The following is a 19880-nucleotide window of genomic DNA, read 5'->3' on the forward strand; positions in this document are numbered from 1 at the left end:
GGGAGACTGACCGCGATGGACAGCCAGCCCGAGACGCCGCAGCGTCGACGTGACCTCTACCGCGACCCGACCGACGACGCTCCCGTGACCGCGCCGGGAGGACCCGCGGCGACGACCGAGCCGGTGGCGGAGCCGGCTGCACCCGCGCCGGCGACGTCGTCGCGTCGTCGACGGCTGCTCGTGCTGCTGCTCTCGCTCACGGCACTGATCGCCGTCGTCGACCAGATCACCAAGTGCCTGGCCGAGGCCCGGCTCGAGCAGGGCGTGATCGTCCCGGTGCTGGGAGACCTGCTCGGCCTCCAGCTCGTCTACAACCCGGGTGCGGCATTCTCCTTCGCCACCGGGATGACCTGGGTCTTCACCATCATCATGGTGGTCGTCGCCGTGGTCGTGCTGAGGGTCTCCAGGCGCCTGGGGTCCCTGGGGTGGGCGCTCGCGCTGGGGATGCTGCTGGGCGGCTGCCTGGGCAACCTCTACGACCGGCTCTTCCGCGACCCCGGCTTCGCGCGCGGGCACGTCGTCGACTTCATCAACTACAACGGCTGGTTCGTCGGCAACATCGCCGACATCGCCATCGTCGGAGCGGCGATCCTCATCGCCGTCCTCGCCCTGCGCGGCCGGGAGATCGACGGCTCGCTCGCCTCGGACGCCGCGGAGCGGGCCGACGACGAGCGGGGCACCGATGCCTGACACGCGGTCGCTCCCGGTGCCCGACGGCCTCGCCGGGATGCGGGTCGACGCGGCCCTGTCGAGGCTCCTCGGGCTGTCCCGCACGCGCGCGGCCGAGCTCGCAGCCGCCGGACACGTGACCCTGGACGGCCGGGCCCTGGCCAAGTCGGACCGGCTCGTCGCCGACGGGTGGCTCGAGGTGACGCTGCCCGACGTCGCACCCGCCGCCGAGGCCGCGCCAGTCGCGGTCGAGGGCATGGCGATCGTCCACGAGGACGACGACGTGGTCGTGGTCGACAAGCCGGTGGGCGTGGCGGCCCACCCGAGCCCCGGGTGGGACGGGCCCACGGTGGTCGGCGCGCTCGGCGCCGCCGGGCACCGGGTGTCCACCTCGGGCGCAGCCGAGCGCCAGGGCATCGTGCACCGCCTCGACGTCGGTACCTCCGGCCTGATGGTCGTGGCGAAGTCCGAGCTCGCCTACACCGTGCTCAAGCGGGCCTTCAAGGAGCGCACGGTCGAGAAGGTCTACCACGCGCTGGTCCAGGGCCACCCCGACCCGTCCACGGGCACGATCGACGCGCCCATCGGCCGACACCCCAGCCAGTCGTACAAGATGGCGGTCGTCGCCGGCGGCAAGGAGTCCGTCACCCACTACGAGACGCTCGAGGCGATGGCCGGCGCGTCGCTGCTGGAGATCCACCTCGAGACGGGACGCACCCACCAGATCCGCGTGCACACCGCCGCGGTGCGCCACCCCTGCGTGGGTGACCTCACCTATGGTGCCGACCCCCGGCTGGCCGCCCGCCTGGGGCTGACCCGGCAGTGGCTGCACGCGGTGCGGCTGGGCTTCGAGCACCCGGCGACCGGCCGGTGGACGCAGGTGGGCAGCGAGTACCCCGAGGACCTCGCCCACGCGCTGGAGAGCATGCGGGAGGGAGCGCGATGAGCGACGTGCTCGAGAGCGGCGACGGCGTCACCGTCGTCCGCGTGGACACCCGGGCGGGGCTGGAGCAGGCCTGGGACGTCCGCCTGGAGGTCTTCGTCACCGAGCAGCAGGTGCCGCTGGAGGAGGAGGTCGACGACCTCGACACCGCCTCCACGACGACGCACGTGCTCGCCGTCGACGACGCCCGCGGACGGGCCCTCGGCACCGGACGCCTGCTGAGCGATCCCGGCCACCCGGGCGAGGTCCACCTCGGACGGCTGGCAGTGCGTGCCGAGGCCCGCGGGCGCGGCATCGGGGCCAGGCTCGTGGTCGCCATCGAGGCGCTGGCGCTGGCCGAGCACGCGGTGAGTGCCGGTCCCTCCGACGCCGGCGGCCCGGACACGCGGGCGCTGGCCGTCACCGTGGTGCTGTCCGCCCAGGAGTCCGCGCTCGAGTTCTACCGCCGGCTCGGCTACTCCGTCGTCAGCGGCGAGCGGTACCTCGACGCCGGCATCTGGCACCAGGACATGGCACGCACCATCAGCTCCTGAGCGCGCCGGTACGTCAGGCGCCGGAGGCGGCTGTTCTGCGACGACCCACTGGCCGGCCCGCCCGCGGACCACGCCGCCCCATGACGACACGCTGGACCCGACACGCCGGGCCCCGGCGACGCGCCGGGGCGGGCCGCGCCTGCCTGGCCGGACCTGTCGGTACCCCGACCTAGACTGGCCCCATGGCTGCCGGAGGATCTGATGACTTCGTCCACCTCCACGTGCACACCGAGTACTCGATGCTCGACGGCGCCGCGAAGCTGGACCCGCTCTTCGACGAGGTGAACCGGCTCGGCCAGAAGGCCATCGCCATGACCGATCACGGCTACATGTTCGGGGCATACGACTTCTGGTCGAAGGCACGCAGCGCCGGCGTCAAGCCGATCATCGGCGTCGAGGCCTACCTCACCCCGGGCACCGCCCGGGCCGACAAGACCCGGGTGCGCTGGGGCGACGACTCCCAGAGCGATGACGACGTCTCGGCGCGCGGCTCCTACACCCACATGACCATGCTCGCCCGCACCACCGAGGGCATGCACAACCTGTTCCGGATGGCCTCGCTCGGCTCCCTGGACGGGCAGATGGGCAAGGCGCCGCGCATGGACCGCGAGCTGCTCACCACGTACGGCCAGGGTCTCACCGCCACGACCGGCTGCCCCTCCGGCGAGGTCCAGACCCGCATCCGGCTCGGCCAGTACGACGAGGCCGTGCGCGCCGCCGCCGAGTTCCAGGACATCTTCGGCAAGGAGAACTACTACGTCGAGCTGATGGACCACGGCCTCGACCTGGAGAAGCGGGTCATCAAGGACCTGCTGCGCCTGGCCAAGGACATCGACGCACCCCTGCTCGCCACGAACGACTCGCACTACGTCAAGGCCGAGGACCACACCACCCACGACGCCCTGCTGTGCATCAACTCCGGGTCCGTGCTCGCCGACCCGAACCGCTTCCGGTTCACCGGCGACACCTATTACGTGCGCTCCGCAGCGGAGATGCGCCACCTCTGGCGCGAGCTGCCCGAGGCCTGCGACAACACGCTCCTGGTGGCCGAGCAGTCCGACGTCGAGTTCCGCACCGCCGCCCAGGGCGCCAACTACATGCCCGTCTTCGAGGTCCCGGCGGGCGAGGACGAGCACTCCTGGTTCGTCAAGGAGGTCGAGAAGGGGCTGCACTACCGCTACCCCGAGGGCATCCCGGACCACGTGCGCAAGCAGGCCGAGTACGAGGTCGGCGTCATCACCCAGATGGGCTTCCCCGGGTACTTCCTCGTGGTCGCCGACTTCATCAACTGGGCGAAGTCCCGCGGCATCCGCGTGGGCCCCGGCCGTGGCTCGGGCGCCGGGTCGATGGTCGCCTACGCCATGCGCATCACCGACCTCGACCCCCTGGTGCACGGCCTGATCTTCGAGCGCTTCCTCAACCCCGACCGTGTGTCGATGCCCGACTTCGACGTCGACTTCGACGAGCGCCGGCGCGGTGAGGTCATCGACTACGTGACCCAGAAGTACGGCGACGACCGCGTCGCCCAGGTCGTCACCTACGGCACGATCAAGGCCAAGCAGGCCCTGAAGGACTCCTCCCGCGTGCTCGGCTACCCGTTCGCGATGGGGGAGAAGCTGACCAAGGTGATGCCGCCGTCGGTCATGGGCAAGGACATCACCCTCTCGGGCATCTTCGACCCCAAGGACAAGCGCTACGCCGAGGCCGAGGAGTTCCGCCAGGTCCACAGCACGGACCCGGAGGCGCAGAAGATCGTCTCGACCGCCCAGGGCCTGGAGGGCATCAAGCGTCAGTGGGGCGTGCACGCCTGCGCCGTCATCATGTCCTCGGAGCCGCTGATCGACATCATCCCGATCATGCGCCGGCCCCAGGACGGGGCGATCATCACGCAGTTCGACTACCCGACCTGCGAGGGCCTCGGGCTGCTGAAGATGGACTTCCTCGGCCTGCGCAACCTCACGGTCCTCGACGACGCGCTGAAGAACCTCGAGATCAACGGCAAGGAGCAGGTCGACCTCGAGACCCTGCCGCTGAAGGACGAGAAGACGTTCGCGCTCCTCGGCCGCGGCGACACCCTCGGCGTGTTCCAGCTGGACGGCGCCGGCATGCGGACCCTGCTGCGGCTGATGCGCCCGGACGACTTCGAGGACATCTCCGCCGTCGGTGCCCTGTACCGGCCGGGCCCGATGGGTGCGAACTCGCACACGAACTACGCGCTGCGCAAGAACGGCCAGCAGAAGATCGAGCCGATCCACCCCGAGCTCGAGGAGCCGCTGCAGGAGATCCTCGGCACCACCTACGGCCTGATCGTGTACCAGGAGCAGGTCATGGCCATCGCGCAGAAGGTCGCCGGGTACACGCTCGGCCAGGCCGACCTGCTGCGCCGCGCGATGGGCAAGAAGAAGAAGGCCGAGCTGGACAAGCAGTACGCCTCCTTCGAGGGCGGCATGCTCGAGCGCGGCTACTCCGCCGCGGCCGTCAAGGCGCTGTGGGACATCCTGCTGCCGTTCTCCGACTACGCGTTCAACAAGGCGCACTCGGCCGCCTACGGCGTCGTGTCCTTCTGGACGGCGTACCTCAAGGCGAACTACCCGACCGAGTACATGGCCGCCCTGCTCACCTCGACGCAGGACAACAAGGACCGGCTCGGGCTGTACCTGGGCGAGTGCCGGCACATGGGCATCACCGTGCTGCCCCCGGACGTCAACACCTCGGCGGCGAACTTCACCCCGGTCGGCACCGACATCCGCTTCGGCCTGGCCGCGATCCGCAACGTCGGTGCCCACGTGGTGAAGGCGATCATCGAGACCCGCGAGGAGAAGGGCGAGTTCACCTCGTTCACCGACTTCCTCGACAAGGTCCCCGCAGTCGTCTGCAACAAGCGCACGATCGAGTCGCTGATCAAGGCCGGTGCGTTCGACACCCTCGGGCACACGCGTCGTGCCCTGGTGGCCCGGCACGAGGAGGCCATCGACGCGGTGGTCGACGTCAAGCGCAACGAAGCCGTGGGCCAGTTCGACCTCTTCGCCGCCCTCGGCGGGGACGACGGCGCGGCCGGCGGGTTCACCGTGGAGATCCCGGACCTGCCCGAGTGGGACAAGAAGCAGAAGCTCACGTTCGAGCGCCAGATGCTCGGCCTGTACGTCTCCGACCACCCCCTCGCGGGGCTCGAGCACGTGCTCCAGCGTGCGGCGGACACGCAGATCGCCTCGTTGCTCGAGGACGACGCCCGGCCCGACGGCGCCAACGTGCACGTCGCCGGGCTGGTCACCTCGCTGCAGCGCAAGATGACCAAGAACGGCAACCCCTGGGCGATCGCGACGGTGGAGGACCTGGCCGGGTCGATCGAGGTGCTCTTCTTCCCGCAGACGTTCGCCACCGTCTCCACGGCGCTGGCCGAGGACACGATCGTCACGGTCCGGGGCCGGCTGAACCGGCGCGACGACATCCCGACGATCTACGCCCAGGAGATGACGCTGCCGGACGTCTCGGACGCCGAGAACGGACCCGTGAGCCTCACACTCCCGTCGAACCGGTGCACGGAGCCGGTCGTTGAGCAGCTGCGCGGCATCCTGACCAACCACCCCGGCCAGGCCGAGGTGCGCCTGCGCCTGACCAGCCCGGGCCGGGCGACGGTGATGAAGCTGGCCGACAACCTGCGGGTGGAGCCCACCCCGGCGCTGTTCGGCGACCTCAAGGCGCTGCTCGGCCCCAGCTGTCTGGTGCACTGACGGCCGCCTCGAGGCTTCTCGTCCCCTCAGGCCGAAGGGTTCGTACCGATATCCGGTACGAACCCTTCAGTCTGTTCATGGCGGTACGCCCGGGGCTCAGCCGACCCGGGCGGACAGCATCCCCGAGGGCAGTGCGACCTGGACGAGCATGCCGGCGGCGAGCTGGCGGCCACGGCGGGTCTCCACCGCACCGTCGACGCTGACCTCGCCGTCGGCGATGAGGTCGCGGGCGTGCGCGCCGGACTCGGCCAGGTTCGCGAGCTTGAGGAACTGCCCCAGCCGGATGGTGCCCGTGGTCGGGACGGTGGGGACGTCGTCGATGCTCATACCCCGATCCTGCCAGCACGCGGGTGGACCGCCCGGCCGCCGACCTGGACCGGGCACCTAGGATCGAGAGCATGCTCAAGCGCACGGACCTGCGTGGTCAGTCCCTCACCGCTGCCGAGCTCGCCGCCACGCTGCCGCGGGCCGCACTGGACGTCGAGGGGGCGCTGGAGGCGATCCGGCACGTGCTGGCCGACGTGCGGGAGCGCGGTGCGGCCGCCCTGCGCGACCTCGCCGAGCGGTTCGACGGCGTCCGGCCCGAGCACATCCGGGTGCCTGCCGCGGCGCTCACCGACGCCCTCGAGCACCTCGACCCCGATGTCCGCGAGGCCCTCGAGATCTCCATCGCGCACAACCGCGCCGGTCACACCGCGCAGCTGCCGACGGAGACCAGCACCGAGATCACCCCCGGCGGCCACGTGCACCAGCGCTGGGTGCCGGTGCGCCGCGTCGGGCTCTACGTGCCCGGCGGGCTCGCCGTCTACCCGTCGAGCGTGGTGATGAACGCCGTCGCCGCGCAGGTCGCCGGTGTCGAGCAGCTGGCCATCGCCTCGCCGCCGCAGAAGGAGTTCGGCGGCCTGCCGCACCCCGTCATCCTCGCCGCCTGCGCGCTGCTCGGCGTCGACGAGGTCTACGCGGTCGGCGGTGCGCAGGCCGTCGCCATGCTCGCCTACGGCGCGGGTGTCGAGAACGACGTCGACCGCGCCGACCTGGCCGCCGCCGAGCTGGACGGCGAGCTGCTCTGCGAGCCGGTCGACGTCGTCACCGGCCCGGGCAACATCTACGTCGCCGCCGCCAAGCGCGCCGTGATGGGCACCGTCGGCATCGACGCCGAGGCCGGAACCACGGAGATCGCCGTCCTCGCCGACGCCACCGCAGACCCGGCACACGTGGCCGTGGACCTCATGTCGCAGGCCGAGCACGACCCGGCCGCCGCCTCGGTGCTGATCACCGACTCGCCCGACCTCGCGGACGCGGTCGACGCCGAGATCACCACGCGCGTCGCCGCCACGAAGCACGCCGAACGCGTGCGGACAGCCTTGACGGGCCCCCAGTCCGGCACCGTCCTCGTCACCGACCTCGACCAGGCCGTCGCCGTCGCCGACGCCTACGGTGCCGAGCACCTGGAGATCCAGACAGCCGACGCGGCATCGGTGGCCGGCCGGATCCGCAACGCCGGCGCCATCTTCGTCGGCCCCTACTCACCGGTGCCGCTGGGGGACTACCTGGCCGGGTCCAACCACGTGCTCCCCACCGGCGGGACTGCCCGCTTCGCCAGCGGCCTCAACGTCACGGCCTTCATCAAGTCGGTGCAGGTCATCGAGTACGACGAGACGGCGCTCAAGCAGCTCGCCGCACCGCTGACGGCGCTGGCGACGTCGGAGGACCTGCCCGGGCACGCCGAGGCCGTCAACGCCAGGTTCGAGTAGGTGGCTCGAGTGCCGATGAGGAAGATTCCGCGCCGTCTCGCCCGCGCCCCGATCTCGTTGTTCAAGGCCGGGCTCGGGTGGGTCTTCGGCGGTGTCCTGGTCATGGTCGAGCACACCGGCCGCACCAGCGGACTCCGGCGGTACGTCGTCCTCGAGGTCGTGATCCCGGAGGCGGGCGCGGTCGTCGTCGCCGCAGGTTATGGGCGCCGGTCGCAGTGGTTCCGCAACATCGTCGCCGACCCCCGGGTACGGCTGTGGCGGGGCGGAGTCGTCGGCGTGCGGGCGGTCGCCGAGGTGCTGCCGCCGGCCGAGGCACGGGCGCTCCTCGAGCGCTACCGGCGGGAGCACCCGCTACGTGCCCGGTTCGTCGCACGCGCCCTCGGCATCGAGGGGCTGACCTCGGCCGACCCGCTTCCTGCCGACGTCGGCGAGCGGGTGCCCCTCGTGCGCGTCGCCGCCGTGCCGAGGTGAGCGTCTCGGTCTGGCGGGTCCGCGGGATGCCGCTGCTGATCGCGATGACCGTCCTGGGTTTCTCCGGGTACGCCGCGCTCCTGCCGGTGGCCCCGCTGTGGGCGGTGCACGGCGGCGCCGGCGCGGGCGGCGCCGGCCTGGTCAACGGTGTGCTCATGCTGTTCACCGTGCTGACCCAGCTCGTCGTCCCCGGCGCGCTGCGCCGGTTCGGGTGGGCGCCTGTGCTCGTGGCGGGCATGCTCCTGCTCGGGCTGCCCGGGCTGGCGCACGTCCTCACCGACGCGCTGGGGCCGACGCTGGTGCTCTCGGCGGTGCGCGGCCTCGGGTTCGGCGTGCTCACCGTCACCGGCAGCGCCCTGGTGGCCGAGCTGGTCGAGCCGGCCCGGCGCGGGCAGGCGATCGGCGCCTACGGGCTCGCCATCGCCGGCCCGCAGGTGCTGCTGCTGGCCGGCGCACCGTGGATCGCCGAGCGGCTCGGCTTCTGGGTCGTATTCGTCGTCGCCGGCCTCCCGCTGGTCGGCGTCGTGCCTGCGCTCGCTCTCGCCCGGATGCTCGACCACGTCCCCGAGGAGCAGGAGCGGGCGCCGTACCTCAGGCTGCTGCGGCCCATGGTGCTGCTGCTCGGCGTGACCCTGGCCGGCGGGGCGCTCATCACGTTCATGGCGCAGATGAGCAGCAGCGCCACCCTCACCGTGCTGGCGCTGCTCCTCATGAGTGTCACCGCCGCCCTGACGCGGTGGCGGGTCGGGTCGCTCGCCGACCGGTTCGGCCCGCAGCCGTTCATCTGGCCGCTGGTGCTGGTCACCGCGGCTGGCATGGCGATCATCGCCTGGGCGGTGCGCGACCCGGCGCAGACCGACGGCCCGGCGCTCCTGCTCGGTGCAGCCGTGGTCGGGGCCAGCTACGGGGCGCTGCAGAACCTCACCCTGGTGGTGGCGTTCGCCTCGGTCAGCCGCCCGCACTACGGCCCGGCCAGCGCCGTGTGGAACATCGGGTTCGACGCCGGCACCGGGCTCGGCTCGGTCGTGGTTGGTCTCGTCGCCGCGGGGACGTCGTTCAGCACCGCGATGCTCGTGGCCGGCGCACTGTCGCTGCTGACGCTGCCGCTCGCGCTGCGGCGACCACGGCGGGCCCCGGTGATCTGACCCGAGAGCTCGCAGCCCGCCGCGGCCCGACCCGGACGACTCAGCGTTGGGCGAGCGTGAACGGGTAGACAGCCGCGGCGCCGGCCCGGCGCAGCAACCGGGCAGCGACCGTCAGGGTCCAGCCGGAGTCGGTGAAGTCGTCGACCAGCACCACGGTGCGTCCGGGCAGCCCGGCGAGCGCAGCGTCCGAGAGCTCCGGACGCAGCCGCCGCTGCACGCCGGCCAGCCGCTGCGCCGAGTTGACGTCGTGGCGACCGGCCGGCCGGTCCGGGTCCGGGCCGACCGCGCCGACAAGAGGGGCTCCGAGGAGGTGCGCGACGCCCTTCGCGAGATGTTCGACGAGCTGGGGGCGGCCGGCCGAGGCGATCATCACCACACCGTCGACGCCGGACGAGCCGTCACCGCGACGCAAGGCCGGGGCCCAGTCACGCAGCACCTCGGCCACCGGCTGACGCAGGCTGGTGGGCAACAGCCCGTCCCGGCCGCCGGCGGCCTGTCCTGCTGCGCCGTCGGCCGAACGTCCGCTGTCGACTGGACGTGCGCCGTCGTCCACGGAATGCTCGCCGGGCGCACTCTCGTGCGCCGGCTCGAGCAGCGCACGCAGCGGCACCGACCAGCCCAGGCCGTCCAGGCGGGCGAGCGCACGACCCGTCTCCGCGCGCTCGGCGTCGCCGATCTTGCCCTTCAGGTCCAGCCCGATGGCATCCATCCCGGTCGGCCACTGCCGCCGCGCAGAGATCTCGATCCCCGGCCGGTCCAGCGCCGCGCGCGCCTGCCGCACGGCGTCGGCGTCCACGTCGGCCTCCAGGGCCAGCCCGCCGCACAGGTCGCAGCGTCCGCACCGCCAGCCGTCGGTCAGGTCGGGGTCGTCGAGCTGGGCGCGTAGGTAGGCCATCCGGCAGCCGCCGGCAGGCAGGCGCTGGTAGTCGACCATCGCCTGCTGCTCGGCGGTGCGGGTCTCGGCGACCCGGGCGTAACGCTCGGCGTCGTAGACCCACTGGGTCCCGGTGGACTCCCAGCCGCCGCGGACCCGCCGCACGGCGCCGTCGACGTCGAGGACCTTGAGCATGGTCTCGAGCCGGTTGCGGCGCAGGTCCACCTGCGTCTCGAGCCGGGCGGTGGACATCGTGCCGCCCTCGGCCAGCGCCGTCAGGGTCTCGCGCACCGAGCCCTCCGGCGGGAAGGCCATCGAGCCGAAGTAGTCCCAGATGTCCTGGTCCTCCGCTCCGGGCAGCAGGACGACGTCGGCGCGGTCGACCCCGCGGCCGGCGCGGCCGACCTGCTGGTAGTAGGCGATGGGGGAGGACGGGGCACCCAGGTGCACGACGAACGCCAGGTCCGGCTTGTCGAACCCCATACCCAGCGCCGAGGTGGCCACCAGCGCCTTGACCCGGTTCTCCTTCAGGTCCGCCTCGAGCTGCTCACGCTCCGCCGTGTCGGTCTGCCCGGTGTAGGCCCGGACCTCGTGGCCGGCCTCCCGCAGCTGTTCGGCGACCCCCTGGGCGGCCGCGACCGTCAGCGTGTAGACGATCCCCGAGCCGGACCACCGGCCCAGCTGCCCGGAGAGCCATGCCACCCGGCTCGGCTGGTCCGGCAGGGCGAGGACGCCCAGGTGCAGCGAGGGCCGGTCGAGAGACCCGCGCAGGACGAGCACTCCCTCCTCGTGGCGTCCCACGCCGAGCTGCTCCGCGACGTCGGCGCTGACCCGGGCGTTCGCCGTCGCGGTCGTGGCCAGGACCGGGATGCCCTCGGGCAGGTCGCCCAGCAGCGTGCGGATGCGCCGGTAGTCGGGCCGGAAGTCGTGGCCCCAGTCCGAGATGCAGTGCGCCTCGTCCACCACGACCAGGCCGGCGCTCGCGGCCAGCCGGGGGAGGACCTCGTCCCGGAACGCCGGGTTGTTCAGCCGCTCCGGAGAGCACAGCAGGACGTCGACCTCGCCGGCCGCGATCGCCGCGTGCACCTGGCCCCACTCCGTGACGTTGGCGGAGTTGATCGTCACCGCTCGGATCCCGGCGCGCGCGGCGGCGGCGATCTGGTCGCGCATGAGGGCCAGCAGCGGGGAGACGATCACGGTCGGTCCTGCGGGCGGCCGGCCGGCGGCCCCGGCCCGCAGCAACGCCGTTGCCACGAAGTACACCGCCGACTTGCCCCAGCCGGTCCGCTCGACCACCAGGGCACGCCGTCGGTGGGCCACCAGCGCCTCGACGGCGGTCCACTGGTCCTCGCGCAGGCGGGCGTCGTCCCGGCCGACCAGGGCGCGCAGCGCCGCCTCGGCCCGTTCGCGCAGGTCGGTGGTGCCCGCGGCCGTCGTCGCGGGTGCGAGGTCCTCGCTCATGGGTGTCCCTTCGTCCGGCGCCCACGCTCTCACAGCATCGGCCAGGCTCTCGTGGCCCACCCACAGGCGGACCACGCCGGCCGTCCCGCAGGCGGTCCATGTCCCGACCGGCCAGCAGGCGGCGCACGTCCCGACCGTGATCCGGGCACGGCCGTCGGTCAGGTGCGCTGTGCGGACCGGCGGCCGGTACCCGCAGTCCGAGACACCGGCCGGGTGCCCGCCGAGCGCGGCCTAGACTTTGCTGCGTGAGCACCCCCTCCACCACCGACACCGCAACCGGTGGCGCCCGTCTCCCGCTGCGCCGAGGCCTGGAGGGCCTGACGCCCTACGGCGCCCCGCAGCTCGACGTGCCGGTGCTGCTCAACGTCAACGAGAACCCGTACCCGCCGTCGGAGGCGGTCGTCGCCGAGATCGCCGACGCCGTCGCGAAGGCGGCGCACGGCCTGAACCGCTACCCCGACCGGGACTTCCCCGAGCTGCGCGCCGAGCTCGCCGAGTACCTGCAGGTCGAGTCCGGCGTCGCCCTCGGCGCCGAGCAGATCTGGGCCGCCAACGGCTCCAACGAGGTCATGCTCCACGTGCTCCAGGCGTTCGGCGGCCCGGACAGGTCCGTGCTCTCCTTCGCCCCGACCTACTCCATGTACCCGGAGTACGCGCGCGACACCCTCACCGAGTGGGTGGCCGGCCGCCGCGAGGAGGACTTCACCCTCGACGTCGATCACGTCCGCGCCCAGATCGCCGAGCACCGGCCGGCAGTGATCCTCCTCGCGAGCCCGAACAACCCCACCGGCACCGCGCTGCCGCTCGACACCATCGAGGCGGTCTGCGACGCCGCAGCAGGCGCGGGCCCGTCCGGATCCGACGGCGCACCCACGGACGCCGTCGTCGTCGTCGACGAGGCCTACGGCGAGTTCCGTCGGGAAGGCGTCGCATCCGCGCTGACCCTGCTGGACCGCTACCCGCACCTGGCGGTCTCGCGCACCATGTCGAAGGCCTTCGGGATGGCCGGGCTGCGGCTGGGCTATCTCGCGGCGACGACGCAGCTGGTCGACCACCTGCGCGTGGTCCGTCTGCCGTACCACCTCTCCGCCGTCACCCAGGCTGCCGCGCTCGCCGCACTGCGTCATCGCGCCGAGCTGATGAGCCAGGTCGCGTCGCTGCGGGCCGAGCGTGACGCCCTGGTCACCTGGCTGCGCGGCCGCGGCCTCACGGTCGCGGACTCGGACGCCAACTTCGTGCTCTTCGGACTTTTCGACGACCGGCACGAGGTGTGGAATGGTCTGCTGGAGCGCGGCGTCCTGATCCGCGAGGTCGGTCCCGAGGGCTGGCTGCGCGTGTCGGTCGGGACGCCGCAGGAGACGGCCGCCTTCCGGGCGGCCCTGGAGGAGGTGCTGGGCCGTTGACCGAGCAGAGCGCACGGACCGCGCGGGTGACGCGCCGCACGTCGGAGTCCGACGTCGTCGTCGAGCTGGACCTGGACGGGACGGGACGCACCGAGATCTCCACCTCGGTGCCGTTCTACGACCACATGCTGACCGCGCTGGGCAAGCACTCGCTGATCGACCTCACGGTCCAGGCCACCGGCGACACCGACATCGACGCGCACCACACCGTCGAGGACGTCGCCATCTGCCTCGGCGAGGCCCTGCGCGAGGCGCTGGGGGACAAGAAGGGCATCGCCCGCTTCGGCGACGCGCTGGTCCCGCTCGACGAGGCACTCGCCCAGGCCGTGGTGGACGTCTCCGGGCGCCCCTACCTCGTGCACTCCGGTGAGCCGGCGGGGCAGGAGTACCACCTCATCGGTGGCCACTTCACCGGCTCGCTGACACGGCACGTGCTCGAGTCGATCGCGCACCACGCGGCCATCTGCCTGCACGTGCGAGTGCTCGGCGGCCGCGACCCGCACCACATCGTCGAGGCCCAGTTCAAGGCGGTCGCCCGGGCCCTGCGGGCAGCCGTCGCGCTCGACCCCCGCGTGGAGGGTGTCCCCTCGACGAAGGGAGCGTTGTGAGCCGGCCCGGCGACGACGTGCCGCGCGGCGAGGACGTGCCTGGCGACGGCGCACCCCGCGACGTGCCCGGCGACGACGCACCCCGCGACGTGCCCGGTGGCAGGGACGCTCGTGACGGTGACGCCCCGGTGACCGAGGAGGACGTGGAGCGGATGCTGCGCGCCCTCGACGCCGGTGTGCCCACCACGGAGGCGGGCGACGACGTCCCGGGCGGCGGCGGGACCGACGCGCGCACCGTCGAGCACGCCGACGGTGCGGCCGAGACCGCCGGCGTCCCCGCCAAGCTCGCGCTCGTGCTGACCCCGGTCGCCTCCGCACCGGCCCTCGCCGGCCTGTGCGCCATGGCGGGGATCGACGTCGACGTCGTGCCCTCCTCCTCGGGCGCCGTCGCCGCCCTGGAGGTCGCGGCCAAGGCGCCGGCCGACGACTGGGACATCTCCCAGCTGCTCGGCGGCGAGGACGGCGGCTTCCCGCCCGAGGCCGAGGAGCTGGCCAAGAACCTCTCGCGCCTCTCCCGTGCCGGGGTGGTGCTGCTCACCGCGGACCTGGCCACGGACGTCGGCATCGAGTCCGGGCTGTCCGGCCAGCTCAGCGCCCGGCGCTACACCGGCGGCGAGCCCGAGGGGGACGTGCCGGCCGGGCTGATCCTGGCCGGTGCCGACCAGGTGGTCGAGGACCTCATCCTCGGGCGGGTGCGCGCCGACGCCGTCAAGGGGCACCAGCGCTCCGGCACCCTGCCGCGGTGGAAGGCCGCCCGGATGTTCGGGCGCGGCCTGCGCCGGAGGAAGCCGTGAGCCCGCGCGTCGTCGTCCTGGACTACGGGTCGGGCAACGTGCGCTCGGCCGTCCGTGCGCTCGAGCGGGTCGGTGCCCAGGTCGCGCTCACGGCCGATGCGGACGCCGTCGCCGCCGCCGACGGTCTCGTCGTCCCGGGCGTGGGCGCCTTCGCAGCCGTCATGGAGCAGCTGCGCTCCGTGCGCGGGGACATGATGATCGAGCGGCGCCTCGCCGGCGGCCGACCGGTGCTGGGCATCTGCGTCGGCATGCAGGTCATGTTCACCTCCGGCGACGAGCACGGGGTCTCCACCGCCGGCCTGGACCAGTGGCCCGGCGAGGTCACCCGCCTGGAGGCCGACGTCGTCCCGCACATGGGCTGGTCCACGGTCAGCGCCCCCGAGGGCACCGTGCTGTTCGACGGCGTCGACGACGAGCGGTTCTACTTCGTCCACTCCTACGGCGTGCAGACCGACCCCGCCGCCGCCCTGACGAGCGACAGCCCGCTGGAGCCACCGCTGGTCACCTGGGCCGAGCACGGCCGCCCCTTCGTGGCCGCCGTCGAGAACGGCGCTCTGACCGCCACCCAGTTCCACCCCGAGAAGTCCGGCGACGCCGGCGCCCAGCTGCTGCGCAACTGGGTCACCGCCCTGGACCGTTGAGGAAGACACCATGAGCACACCCCGCCTCGAGCTGCTGCCCGCCGTCGACGTCGTGGACGGTCAGGCCGTCCGGCTCTTCCAGGGGGCTGCCGGGTCCGAGACCGCCTACGGCGACCCGGCCGAGGCAGCCGGCGCGTGGGTGGCCGAGGGGGCGGAGTGGATCCACCTCGTCGACCTCGACGCCGCCTTCGGGCGCGGTGACAACCACCAGCTGCTCGCCCGCATCGTGGCCGAGCTGGACGTCAAGGTCGAGCTCTCCGGCGGCATCCGCGACGACGCCTCCCTCGAGCGAGCCCTCGACTCCGGTGCCCGCCGGGTCAACCTCGGCACGGCCGCGCTGGAGGACCCGGACTGGACGGCGAAGGTGATCGCCAAGCACGGCGACAAGGTCGCCGTGGGTCTGGACGTGCGCGGCACGACCCTGGCGGCACGCGGCTGGACGCGTGAGGGCGGCGACCTCTGGGAGGTCCTGGCGCGTCTCGACGCCGACGGCTGCTCGCGATACGTCGTCACCGACGTCACCAAGGACGGGACCCTGCGCGGACCCAACGTCGAGCTCCTGGAGGAGGTCTGCGCACGCACGAGCGCCCCTGTGGTGGCCTCCGGCGGGATCGCGAACCTGCACGACATCGAGACGCTGCGTGGCCTGACCGACGCCGGGATCGAGGGTGCCATCGTCGGCAAGGCCCTGTACGCAGGCGCGTTCACGCTCACCGAGGCCCTCGACGTGGCCGGGTGGCCGTGAGCACGCACGACCACCATCAGCTGGGGCTCACCGACTCCGCCGGACAGCCCTGGGCGGGGCGCGCGCTGAAGCCCAACCCCTTCTCCGGCGACGACGGCGCCGTCCAGCCCGCCATGGCAGCGGCCCTCGGACAGGAGGACGCCGGAGAGCGGGTGGTGGCGGTCGTCGAGGCGATGCGCGACGGCCGCGTCATCGTCCCCGTGGTGGCCCACGAGCACCCGGGCCGCGACGCCGAGGGCAACGTGGCCGAGCACGCGGCCGACAAGTTCAAGACCGGCGACCGCTCCGGCGACGCGATGGCGTCCGCTGCGATGGTCTCCGTGCGCACCGCCGACGGCCGTGCCGCCCTGCCGGTGTTCTCCTCGGTGACTGCGATGCAGCGCTGGAACGCCACCGCACGCCCGGTCCCGGTCGAGGCCACCCGCGCCGCCGTGTCCGCGGTCGGGGAGACCGACTCGCTCCTGGTCCTCGACCCCGGCAGCGACGTGACGGTCCTGGTTCCACGGCCGGCCGTGTGGGCGCTCGCCCAGCAGCAGGCCTGGACGCCGTCGTGGGCGGATCCGGCCCTGCCGGCCGCCGCGGTCGACGCGCTGCGGGGCATCACCGAGCTGGTCGGTGTGCGCCTCGAGCGTGGTCGCACCGCCGAGCTGCGGGTGGTGGTCGCCGTGCGTGCCGGGCTGTCGGCGGAGGACCTGCGCGCCGTCGTCGGGCGGGCGAGCGCCGCGTTGTCCGAGCACGAGCTGCTGCGCGAGCGCGTCGACTCCCTCGAGCTCGCCCCCACGCCAGTCGCCTGAACGGGCCGCGCCGCACCGCCGGCTCCCGGCGGGAGGTGTGCGCCGGACCACGTCCGGGTCCTCGGCGCCGGGGGTGCGGCCGTGCTAACCTTGTCCACTGACCGACCAGGGAGCGATCCCTGGTGCGCAAGCGGAGATTCTCCCACCTTGGTCTCACACCGCCGGGAGGCGGAGCAGAGGCCGGGTCCTGGTCGACGAGGGTCCGCCCTCGTGCGTGCTCGCACGCGACGCTCCGGCGACGCCGCGACACCGACCTCGAGGCCTCCGCGTGCGACTGCACGACGGAGGCCTTCTTCGTCCCACGGCGGTCGAGCAGACACGAGGTAGAGGAGCACAGCATCAGCGAGCCCCGCATCAACGAGCGGATCCGCGTGCCGGAGGTCCGGCTGGTCGGCCCTGCCGGCGAGCAGGTCGGCGTGGTCCGGGTCGAGGACGCCCTGCGCCTGGCGCAGGAGGCGGACCTGGACCTGGTCGAGGTCGCACCCGACGCGCACCCGCCCGTGGCCAAGCTCATGGACTTCGGGAAGTTCAAGTACGAGTCCGCCATGAAGGCCCGCGACGCCCGGCGCAACCAGGCGAACACGGTCCTCAAGGAGATCCGTTTCCGCCTGAAGATCGACCCGCACGACTACGAGACCAAGAAGGGTCACGTCGTGCGCTTCCTCAAGGGCGGCGACAAGGTCAAGGTCATGATCATGTTCCGCGGCCGCGAGCAGTCCCGCCCCGAGATGGGCATGCGGCTGCTCCAGCGTCTGGCGGAGGACGTCGCCGACCTCGGTTCGGTGGAGTCCGCGCCGCGCCTGGACGGGCGCAACATGACCATGGTGATCGGCCCGCACAAGAAGAAGGCCGAGGCGATGAGCGAGCAGCGCCGCAAGCGCGAGGACGAGCGGACGGCCAAGAAGGCCGGCAAGTCCGCGCCGACCGATGCACCGGCCGCCGCGCCGGCGGCCGAGGCCGAGCCCAGCGCCTCGTAGCGCACACATACCTGGAATACGCCCTGGTCCTCACCGGGTCAGGGCAGGACAGATCTGCGCCCCGAGCGCAGACAACTGAGGGACGAACATGCCGAAGATGAAGACGCACTCCGGTGCGAAGAAGCGCTTCCGGGTCACCGGCAGCGGCAAGCTGATGCGTGAGCAGGCGAACAAGCGTCACCTGCTCGAGCACAAGCCGAGCAAGCGGACCCGCCGCCTCGCGCAGGACCAGGTCGTCGCCCCGGCCGACGTCAAGAAGATCAAGAAGCTGCTCGGCAAGTAACGCCGCCCAAACTGTTAGGAGACTGACGTGGCACGCGTCAAGCGGGCGGTCAACGCCCACAAGAAGCGCCGTTCTACCCTCGAGGCCGCCAGCGGCTACCGCGGCCAGCGCTCGCGGCTGTACCGCAAGGCCAAGGAGCAGGTCACCCACTCGGCGACCTACTCCTACCGCGACCGTCGCGCCCGCAAGGGTGACTTCCGGCGGCTGTGGATCCAGCGCATCAACGCTGCGGTCCGCGCGGAGGGCATGACCTACAACCGCTTCATCCAGGGCCTCAAGGCCGCTGGCGTCGAGGTGGACCGCCGCATGCTCGCCGAGCTGGCAGTGACCGACATCGCCGCGTTCAACGCGCTCGTCGCCACCGCCAAGGAGGCTCTGCCGACCGACGTCAACGCGCCGGCCGCCTGAGTCTCAGGCCCGGCTACCGCCGCCCGGCGCACGGGCGGCAGGATGTCCTGCATGACTGAGCGCCCGGACACCCCCGAGATGACCAACCCCCGCGCCGAGCGGGTGGCACGGGTCAGGGGGCTGTCCGGGCGCTCGGCTCGTTCGAGGCACCGGCAGTTCCTCGTCGAGGGACCGCAGGGGGTGCGCGAGGCCGTGCGCCACGTGCCTGCCCAGGTCCGCGACGTCTACCTCACGCCCGACGCCGCCGTCCGCCACCCGGAGATCGTCGACGCCGCCCGCGCCGGGGGCCGGTACCTGCACACCGCCTCGTCCGAGGTCCTGCGCGCGATGAGCACCGACGCCCAGGGCGTCCTGGCCGTGCTCGACGCCGCCGGCCCCACCACCTCGGCCGGCCTGGCCGACCTCGCGACGACGAACGACGGCGCCGGTCCGCGGCTGGTCGCCGTGCTCGCCCAGGTGAGCGACCCGGGCAACGCGGGCGCCGTGATCCGTGCGGCCGACGCCGCCGGGGCCGACGCCGTCGTCCTCGCCGCCGGCAGCGTCGAGGTGCTCAACCCCAAGGTCGTGCGGTCCACGGCCGGCTCGCTGTTCCACCTGCCGGTCGTCACCGGCGCGGGGCTCGAGGAGACCCTCGCCGCGCTGCGCCGCCCGGGCACCGGCGCCCCGGTGGTCCTGGCCGCAGACGGCGCGGGGGAGTGGGACCTGGACGACCTCCTCGACCGCAGCGACGGCCTGGCGTCCGTGGGCGCCGCGGAGCTGTCCGCCACGGCTCTGGTGGCGCCGGACCTCGGTGCGCCCACGGTGTGGGTCTTCGGCAACGAGGCGCACGGACTGAGCGCCGCCGAACGCGGCCTGTGCGACGCCGCCGTGCGGGTGCCGGTGCACGGGCGCGCCGAGTCGCTGAACCTCGCGACCGCCGCCACCGTGTGCCTGTACGCCTCCGCCCGCGCCCAGCGCAGGACTCGTCCGTGATCCTCGACGCCGGACCGCGGGACCTCGACGCGCTGGCGGCACGCATCCAGGACGTCCGCCGACGGGGCGGGCCCGACCGTGGCGGCCGCGCCCTCATCGGGATCGTGGGGGCACCGGGAGCCGGCAAGTCCACCCTGTGCGGCCTGCTCGCCGAGCGACTGCGGGCCGCCGGCACCAGCACCGTCGTCGTCGGCATGGACGGCTTCCACCTCGCACAGGCCGAGCTGGAGCGGCTGGGCCGGGCCGCGCGCAAGGGCGCCGTCGACACCTTCGACGCCGAGGGCTACGTCGCCCTCGTGCGCCGCATCCGCGTGCAGCGACCCGACTCCGCGACCGTGTACGCCCCGCTCTTCGACCGCGACCTGGAGGAGCCGATCGGCAGCGCCGTGCCCGTCCCGGCCGGCACCGACGTCGTCCTCACCGAGGGCAACTACCTCCTGCTGCGCGACGAGCCCTGGCACCGGCTGCGCCGGCTGCTCGACGAGACCTGGTACGTCGAGGTCGACGAGACCGCCCGCCGGGCCCGGCTGCTCGCGCGGCACCTCGCGCACGGGCGACCGCCCGAGATCGCCGCCGCGTTCGCCGGCGGGTCCGACCAGCGCAACGCCGAGCTGATCGCCACCACACGTTCCGGGGCCGACGTCGTGGTGCGCTGGCACGAGGACTGAGAGGCG

The 19880-nt window shown here is 73.0% G+C and carries 20 protein-coding genes; 18 read left to right on the forward strand and 2 right to left on the reverse strand.

From position 1 onward, the window contains the following. Nucleotides 1–15: 15 nt before the first annotated feature. The 4 genes from GD748_RS17755 (at nucleotide 16) to dnaE (ending at nucleotide 5876) form a co-directional block, all read left to right on the forward strand. Complete coding sequence (locus GD748_RS17755; protein WP_152196573.1) at nucleotides 16–690, forward strand: signal peptidase II; 675 nt, start codon at nucleotides 16–18, stop codon at nucleotides 688–690. Continuing rightward, the gene (locus tag GD748_RS17760; RefSeq protein ID WP_152196574.1) at nucleotides 683–1615 is read left to right on the forward strand and encodes an RluA family pseudouridine synthase; all 933 of its coding nucleotides are present in this window, start codon (nucleotides 683–685) and stop codon (nucleotides 1613–1615) included. Before GD748_RS17755 ends, GD748_RS17760 begins: the two co-directional genes overlap by 8 nt. Beyond that, nucleotides 1612–2145: a GNAT family N-acetyltransferase gene (locus GD748_RS17765; protein ID WP_152196575.1), complete on the forward strand. Its 534-nt coding sequence runs from the start codon at nucleotides 1612–1614 to the stop codon at nucleotides 2143–2145. Before GD748_RS17760 ends, GD748_RS17765 begins: the two co-directional genes overlap by 4 nt. 182 nt (nucleotides 2146–2327) lie before the next feature. Then, complete coding sequence (gene dnaE, locus GD748_RS17770; protein WP_152196576.1) at nucleotides 2328–5876, forward strand: DNA polymerase III subunit alpha; 3549 nt, start codon at nucleotides 2328–2330, stop codon at nucleotides 5874–5876. 96 nt (nucleotides 5877–5972) lie between these two features. Here the strand turns inward: dnaE and GD748_RS17775 are convergent, their stop codons facing one another. Next, complete coding sequence (locus GD748_RS17775; RefSeq protein ID WP_152196577.1) at nucleotides 5973–6203, reverse strand: RNA-binding S4 domain-containing protein; 231 nt, start codon at nucleotides 6201–6203, stop codon at nucleotides 5973–5975. A 71-nt stretch (nucleotides 6204–6274) separates the two neighbouring features. Here GD748_RS17775 and hisD point away from each other — a divergent pair, with 71 nt between their 5' ends. The 3 genes from hisD to GD748_RS17790 are packed head-to-tail and all read left to right on the forward strand — an operon-like array spanning nucleotide 6275 to nucleotide 9246. Next, a complete protein-coding gene (gene hisD, locus GD748_RS17780) occupies nucleotides 6275–7630 on the forward strand; it encodes a histidinol dehydrogenase (RefSeq protein ID WP_152196578.1) in 1356 nt (451 codons plus the stop codon). Nucleotides 7631–7645: 15 nt separating this feature from the next. After that, nucleotides 7646–8101: a nitroreductase family deazaflavin-dependent oxidoreductase gene (locus tag GD748_RS17785; protein WP_152196579.1), complete on the forward strand. Its 456-nt coding sequence runs from the start codon at nucleotides 7646–7648 to the stop codon at nucleotides 8099–8101. After that, nucleotides 8098–9246, forward strand: coding sequence for an MFS transporter (locus tag GD748_RS17790; RefSeq protein ID WP_226921589.1), 1149 nt, complete (start codon nucleotides 8098–8100; stop codon nucleotides 9244–9246). The genes GD748_RS17785 and GD748_RS17790 overlap by 4 nt, the downstream gene beginning before the upstream one ends. A gap of 40 nt (nucleotides 9247–9286) precedes the next feature. Here GD748_RS17790 and GD748_RS17795 read toward each other — a convergent pair whose 3' ends face one another. Next, complete coding sequence (locus GD748_RS17795) at nucleotides 9287–11581, reverse strand: RecQ family ATP-dependent DNA helicase (protein ID WP_152196580.1); 2295 nt, start codon at nucleotides 11579–11581, stop codon at nucleotides 9287–9289. Between the two features lie 245 nt (nucleotides 11582–11826). Between GD748_RS17795 and GD748_RS17800 the strand changes: the two genes are divergently transcribed. From GD748_RS17800 to GD748_RS17850, 11 genes are all read left to right on the forward strand, one after another. Then, on the forward strand, nucleotides 11827–12984 hold the full coding sequence (locus GD748_RS17800) for a histidinol-phosphate transaminase (RefSeq protein ID WP_152196581.1): 1158 nt from the start codon (nucleotides 11827–11829) through the stop codon (nucleotides 12982–12984). Beyond that, on the forward strand, nucleotides 12981–13592 hold the full coding sequence (gene hisB / locus GD748_RS17805) for an imidazoleglycerol-phosphate dehydratase HisB (RefSeq protein WP_152196582.1): 612 nt from the start codon (nucleotides 12981–12983) through the stop codon (nucleotides 13590–13592). The genes GD748_RS17800 and hisB overlap by 4 nt, the downstream gene beginning before the upstream one ends. Then, on the forward strand, nucleotides 13589–14386 hold the full coding sequence (locus GD748_RS17810; protein ID WP_152196583.1) for a hypothetical protein: 798 nt from the start codon (nucleotides 13589–13591) through the stop codon (nucleotides 14384–14386). The genes hisB and GD748_RS17810 overlap by 4 nt, the downstream gene beginning before the upstream one ends. Further along, nucleotides 14383–15027 carry an imidazole glycerol phosphate synthase subunit HisH gene (hisH, locus tag GD748_RS17815; protein WP_152196584.1) on the forward strand — a complete coding sequence of 215 codons (645 nt, stop codon included), beginning with the start codon at nucleotides 14383–14385 and terminating at the stop codon, nucleotides 15025–15027. Before GD748_RS17810 ends, hisH begins: the two co-directional genes overlap by 4 nt. A gap of 10 nt (nucleotides 15028–15037) precedes the next feature. Next, complete coding sequence (gene priA, locus GD748_RS17820; protein WP_152196585.1) at nucleotides 15038–15772, forward strand: bifunctional 1-(5-phosphoribosyl)-5-((5-phosphoribosylamino)methylideneamino)imidazole-4-carboxamide isomerase/phosphoribosylanthranilate isomerase PriA; 735 nt, start codon at nucleotides 15038–15040, stop codon at nucleotides 15770–15772. After that, nucleotides 15769–16566, forward strand: a complete 798-nt coding sequence (locus GD748_RS17825; RefSeq protein WP_152196586.1) for an SseB family protein — start codon at nucleotides 15769–15771, stop codon at nucleotides 16564–16566. Before priA ends, GD748_RS17825 begins: the two co-directional genes overlap by 4 nt. A 371-nt stretch (nucleotides 16567–16937) precedes the next feature. Further along, nucleotides 16938–17543: a translation initiation factor IF-3 gene (infC, locus tag GD748_RS17830; RefSeq protein ID WP_405002705.1), complete on the forward strand. Its 606-nt coding sequence runs from the start codon at nucleotides 16938–16940 to the stop codon at nucleotides 17541–17543. Between the two features lie 88 nt (nucleotides 17544–17631). Further along, nucleotides 17632–17826, forward strand: coding sequence for a 50S ribosomal protein L35 (gene rpmI, locus GD748_RS17835; protein ID WP_152196587.1), 195 nt, complete (start codon nucleotides 17632–17634; stop codon nucleotides 17824–17826). A gap of 27 nt (nucleotides 17827–17853) precedes the next feature. Next, the gene (rplT, locus tag GD748_RS17840; protein ID WP_152196588.1) at nucleotides 17854–18234 is read left to right on the forward strand and encodes a 50S ribosomal protein L20; all 381 of its coding nucleotides are present in this window, start codon (nucleotides 17854–17856) and stop codon (nucleotides 18232–18234) included. Nucleotides 18235–18285: 51 nt separating this feature from the next. Further along, nucleotides 18286–19206, forward strand: a complete 921-nt coding sequence (locus GD748_RS17845; protein ID WP_226921591.1) for a TrmH family RNA methyltransferase — start codon at nucleotides 18286–18288, stop codon at nucleotides 19204–19206. Next, entirely contained in the window at nucleotides 19203–19874 is a 672-nt protein-coding gene (locus tag GD748_RS17850; protein ID WP_226921593.1) for a nucleoside/nucleotide kinase family protein, read from the forward strand. Before GD748_RS17845 ends, GD748_RS17850 begins: the two co-directional genes overlap by 4 nt. Nucleotides 19875–19880 lie beyond the last annotated feature (6 nt).

The sequence above is a fragment of the Georgenia subflava genome (assembly GCF_009193155.1).
Classification (GTDB): domain Bacteria; phylum Actinomycetota; class Actinomycetes; order Actinomycetales; family Actinomycetaceae; genus Georgenia; species Georgenia subflava.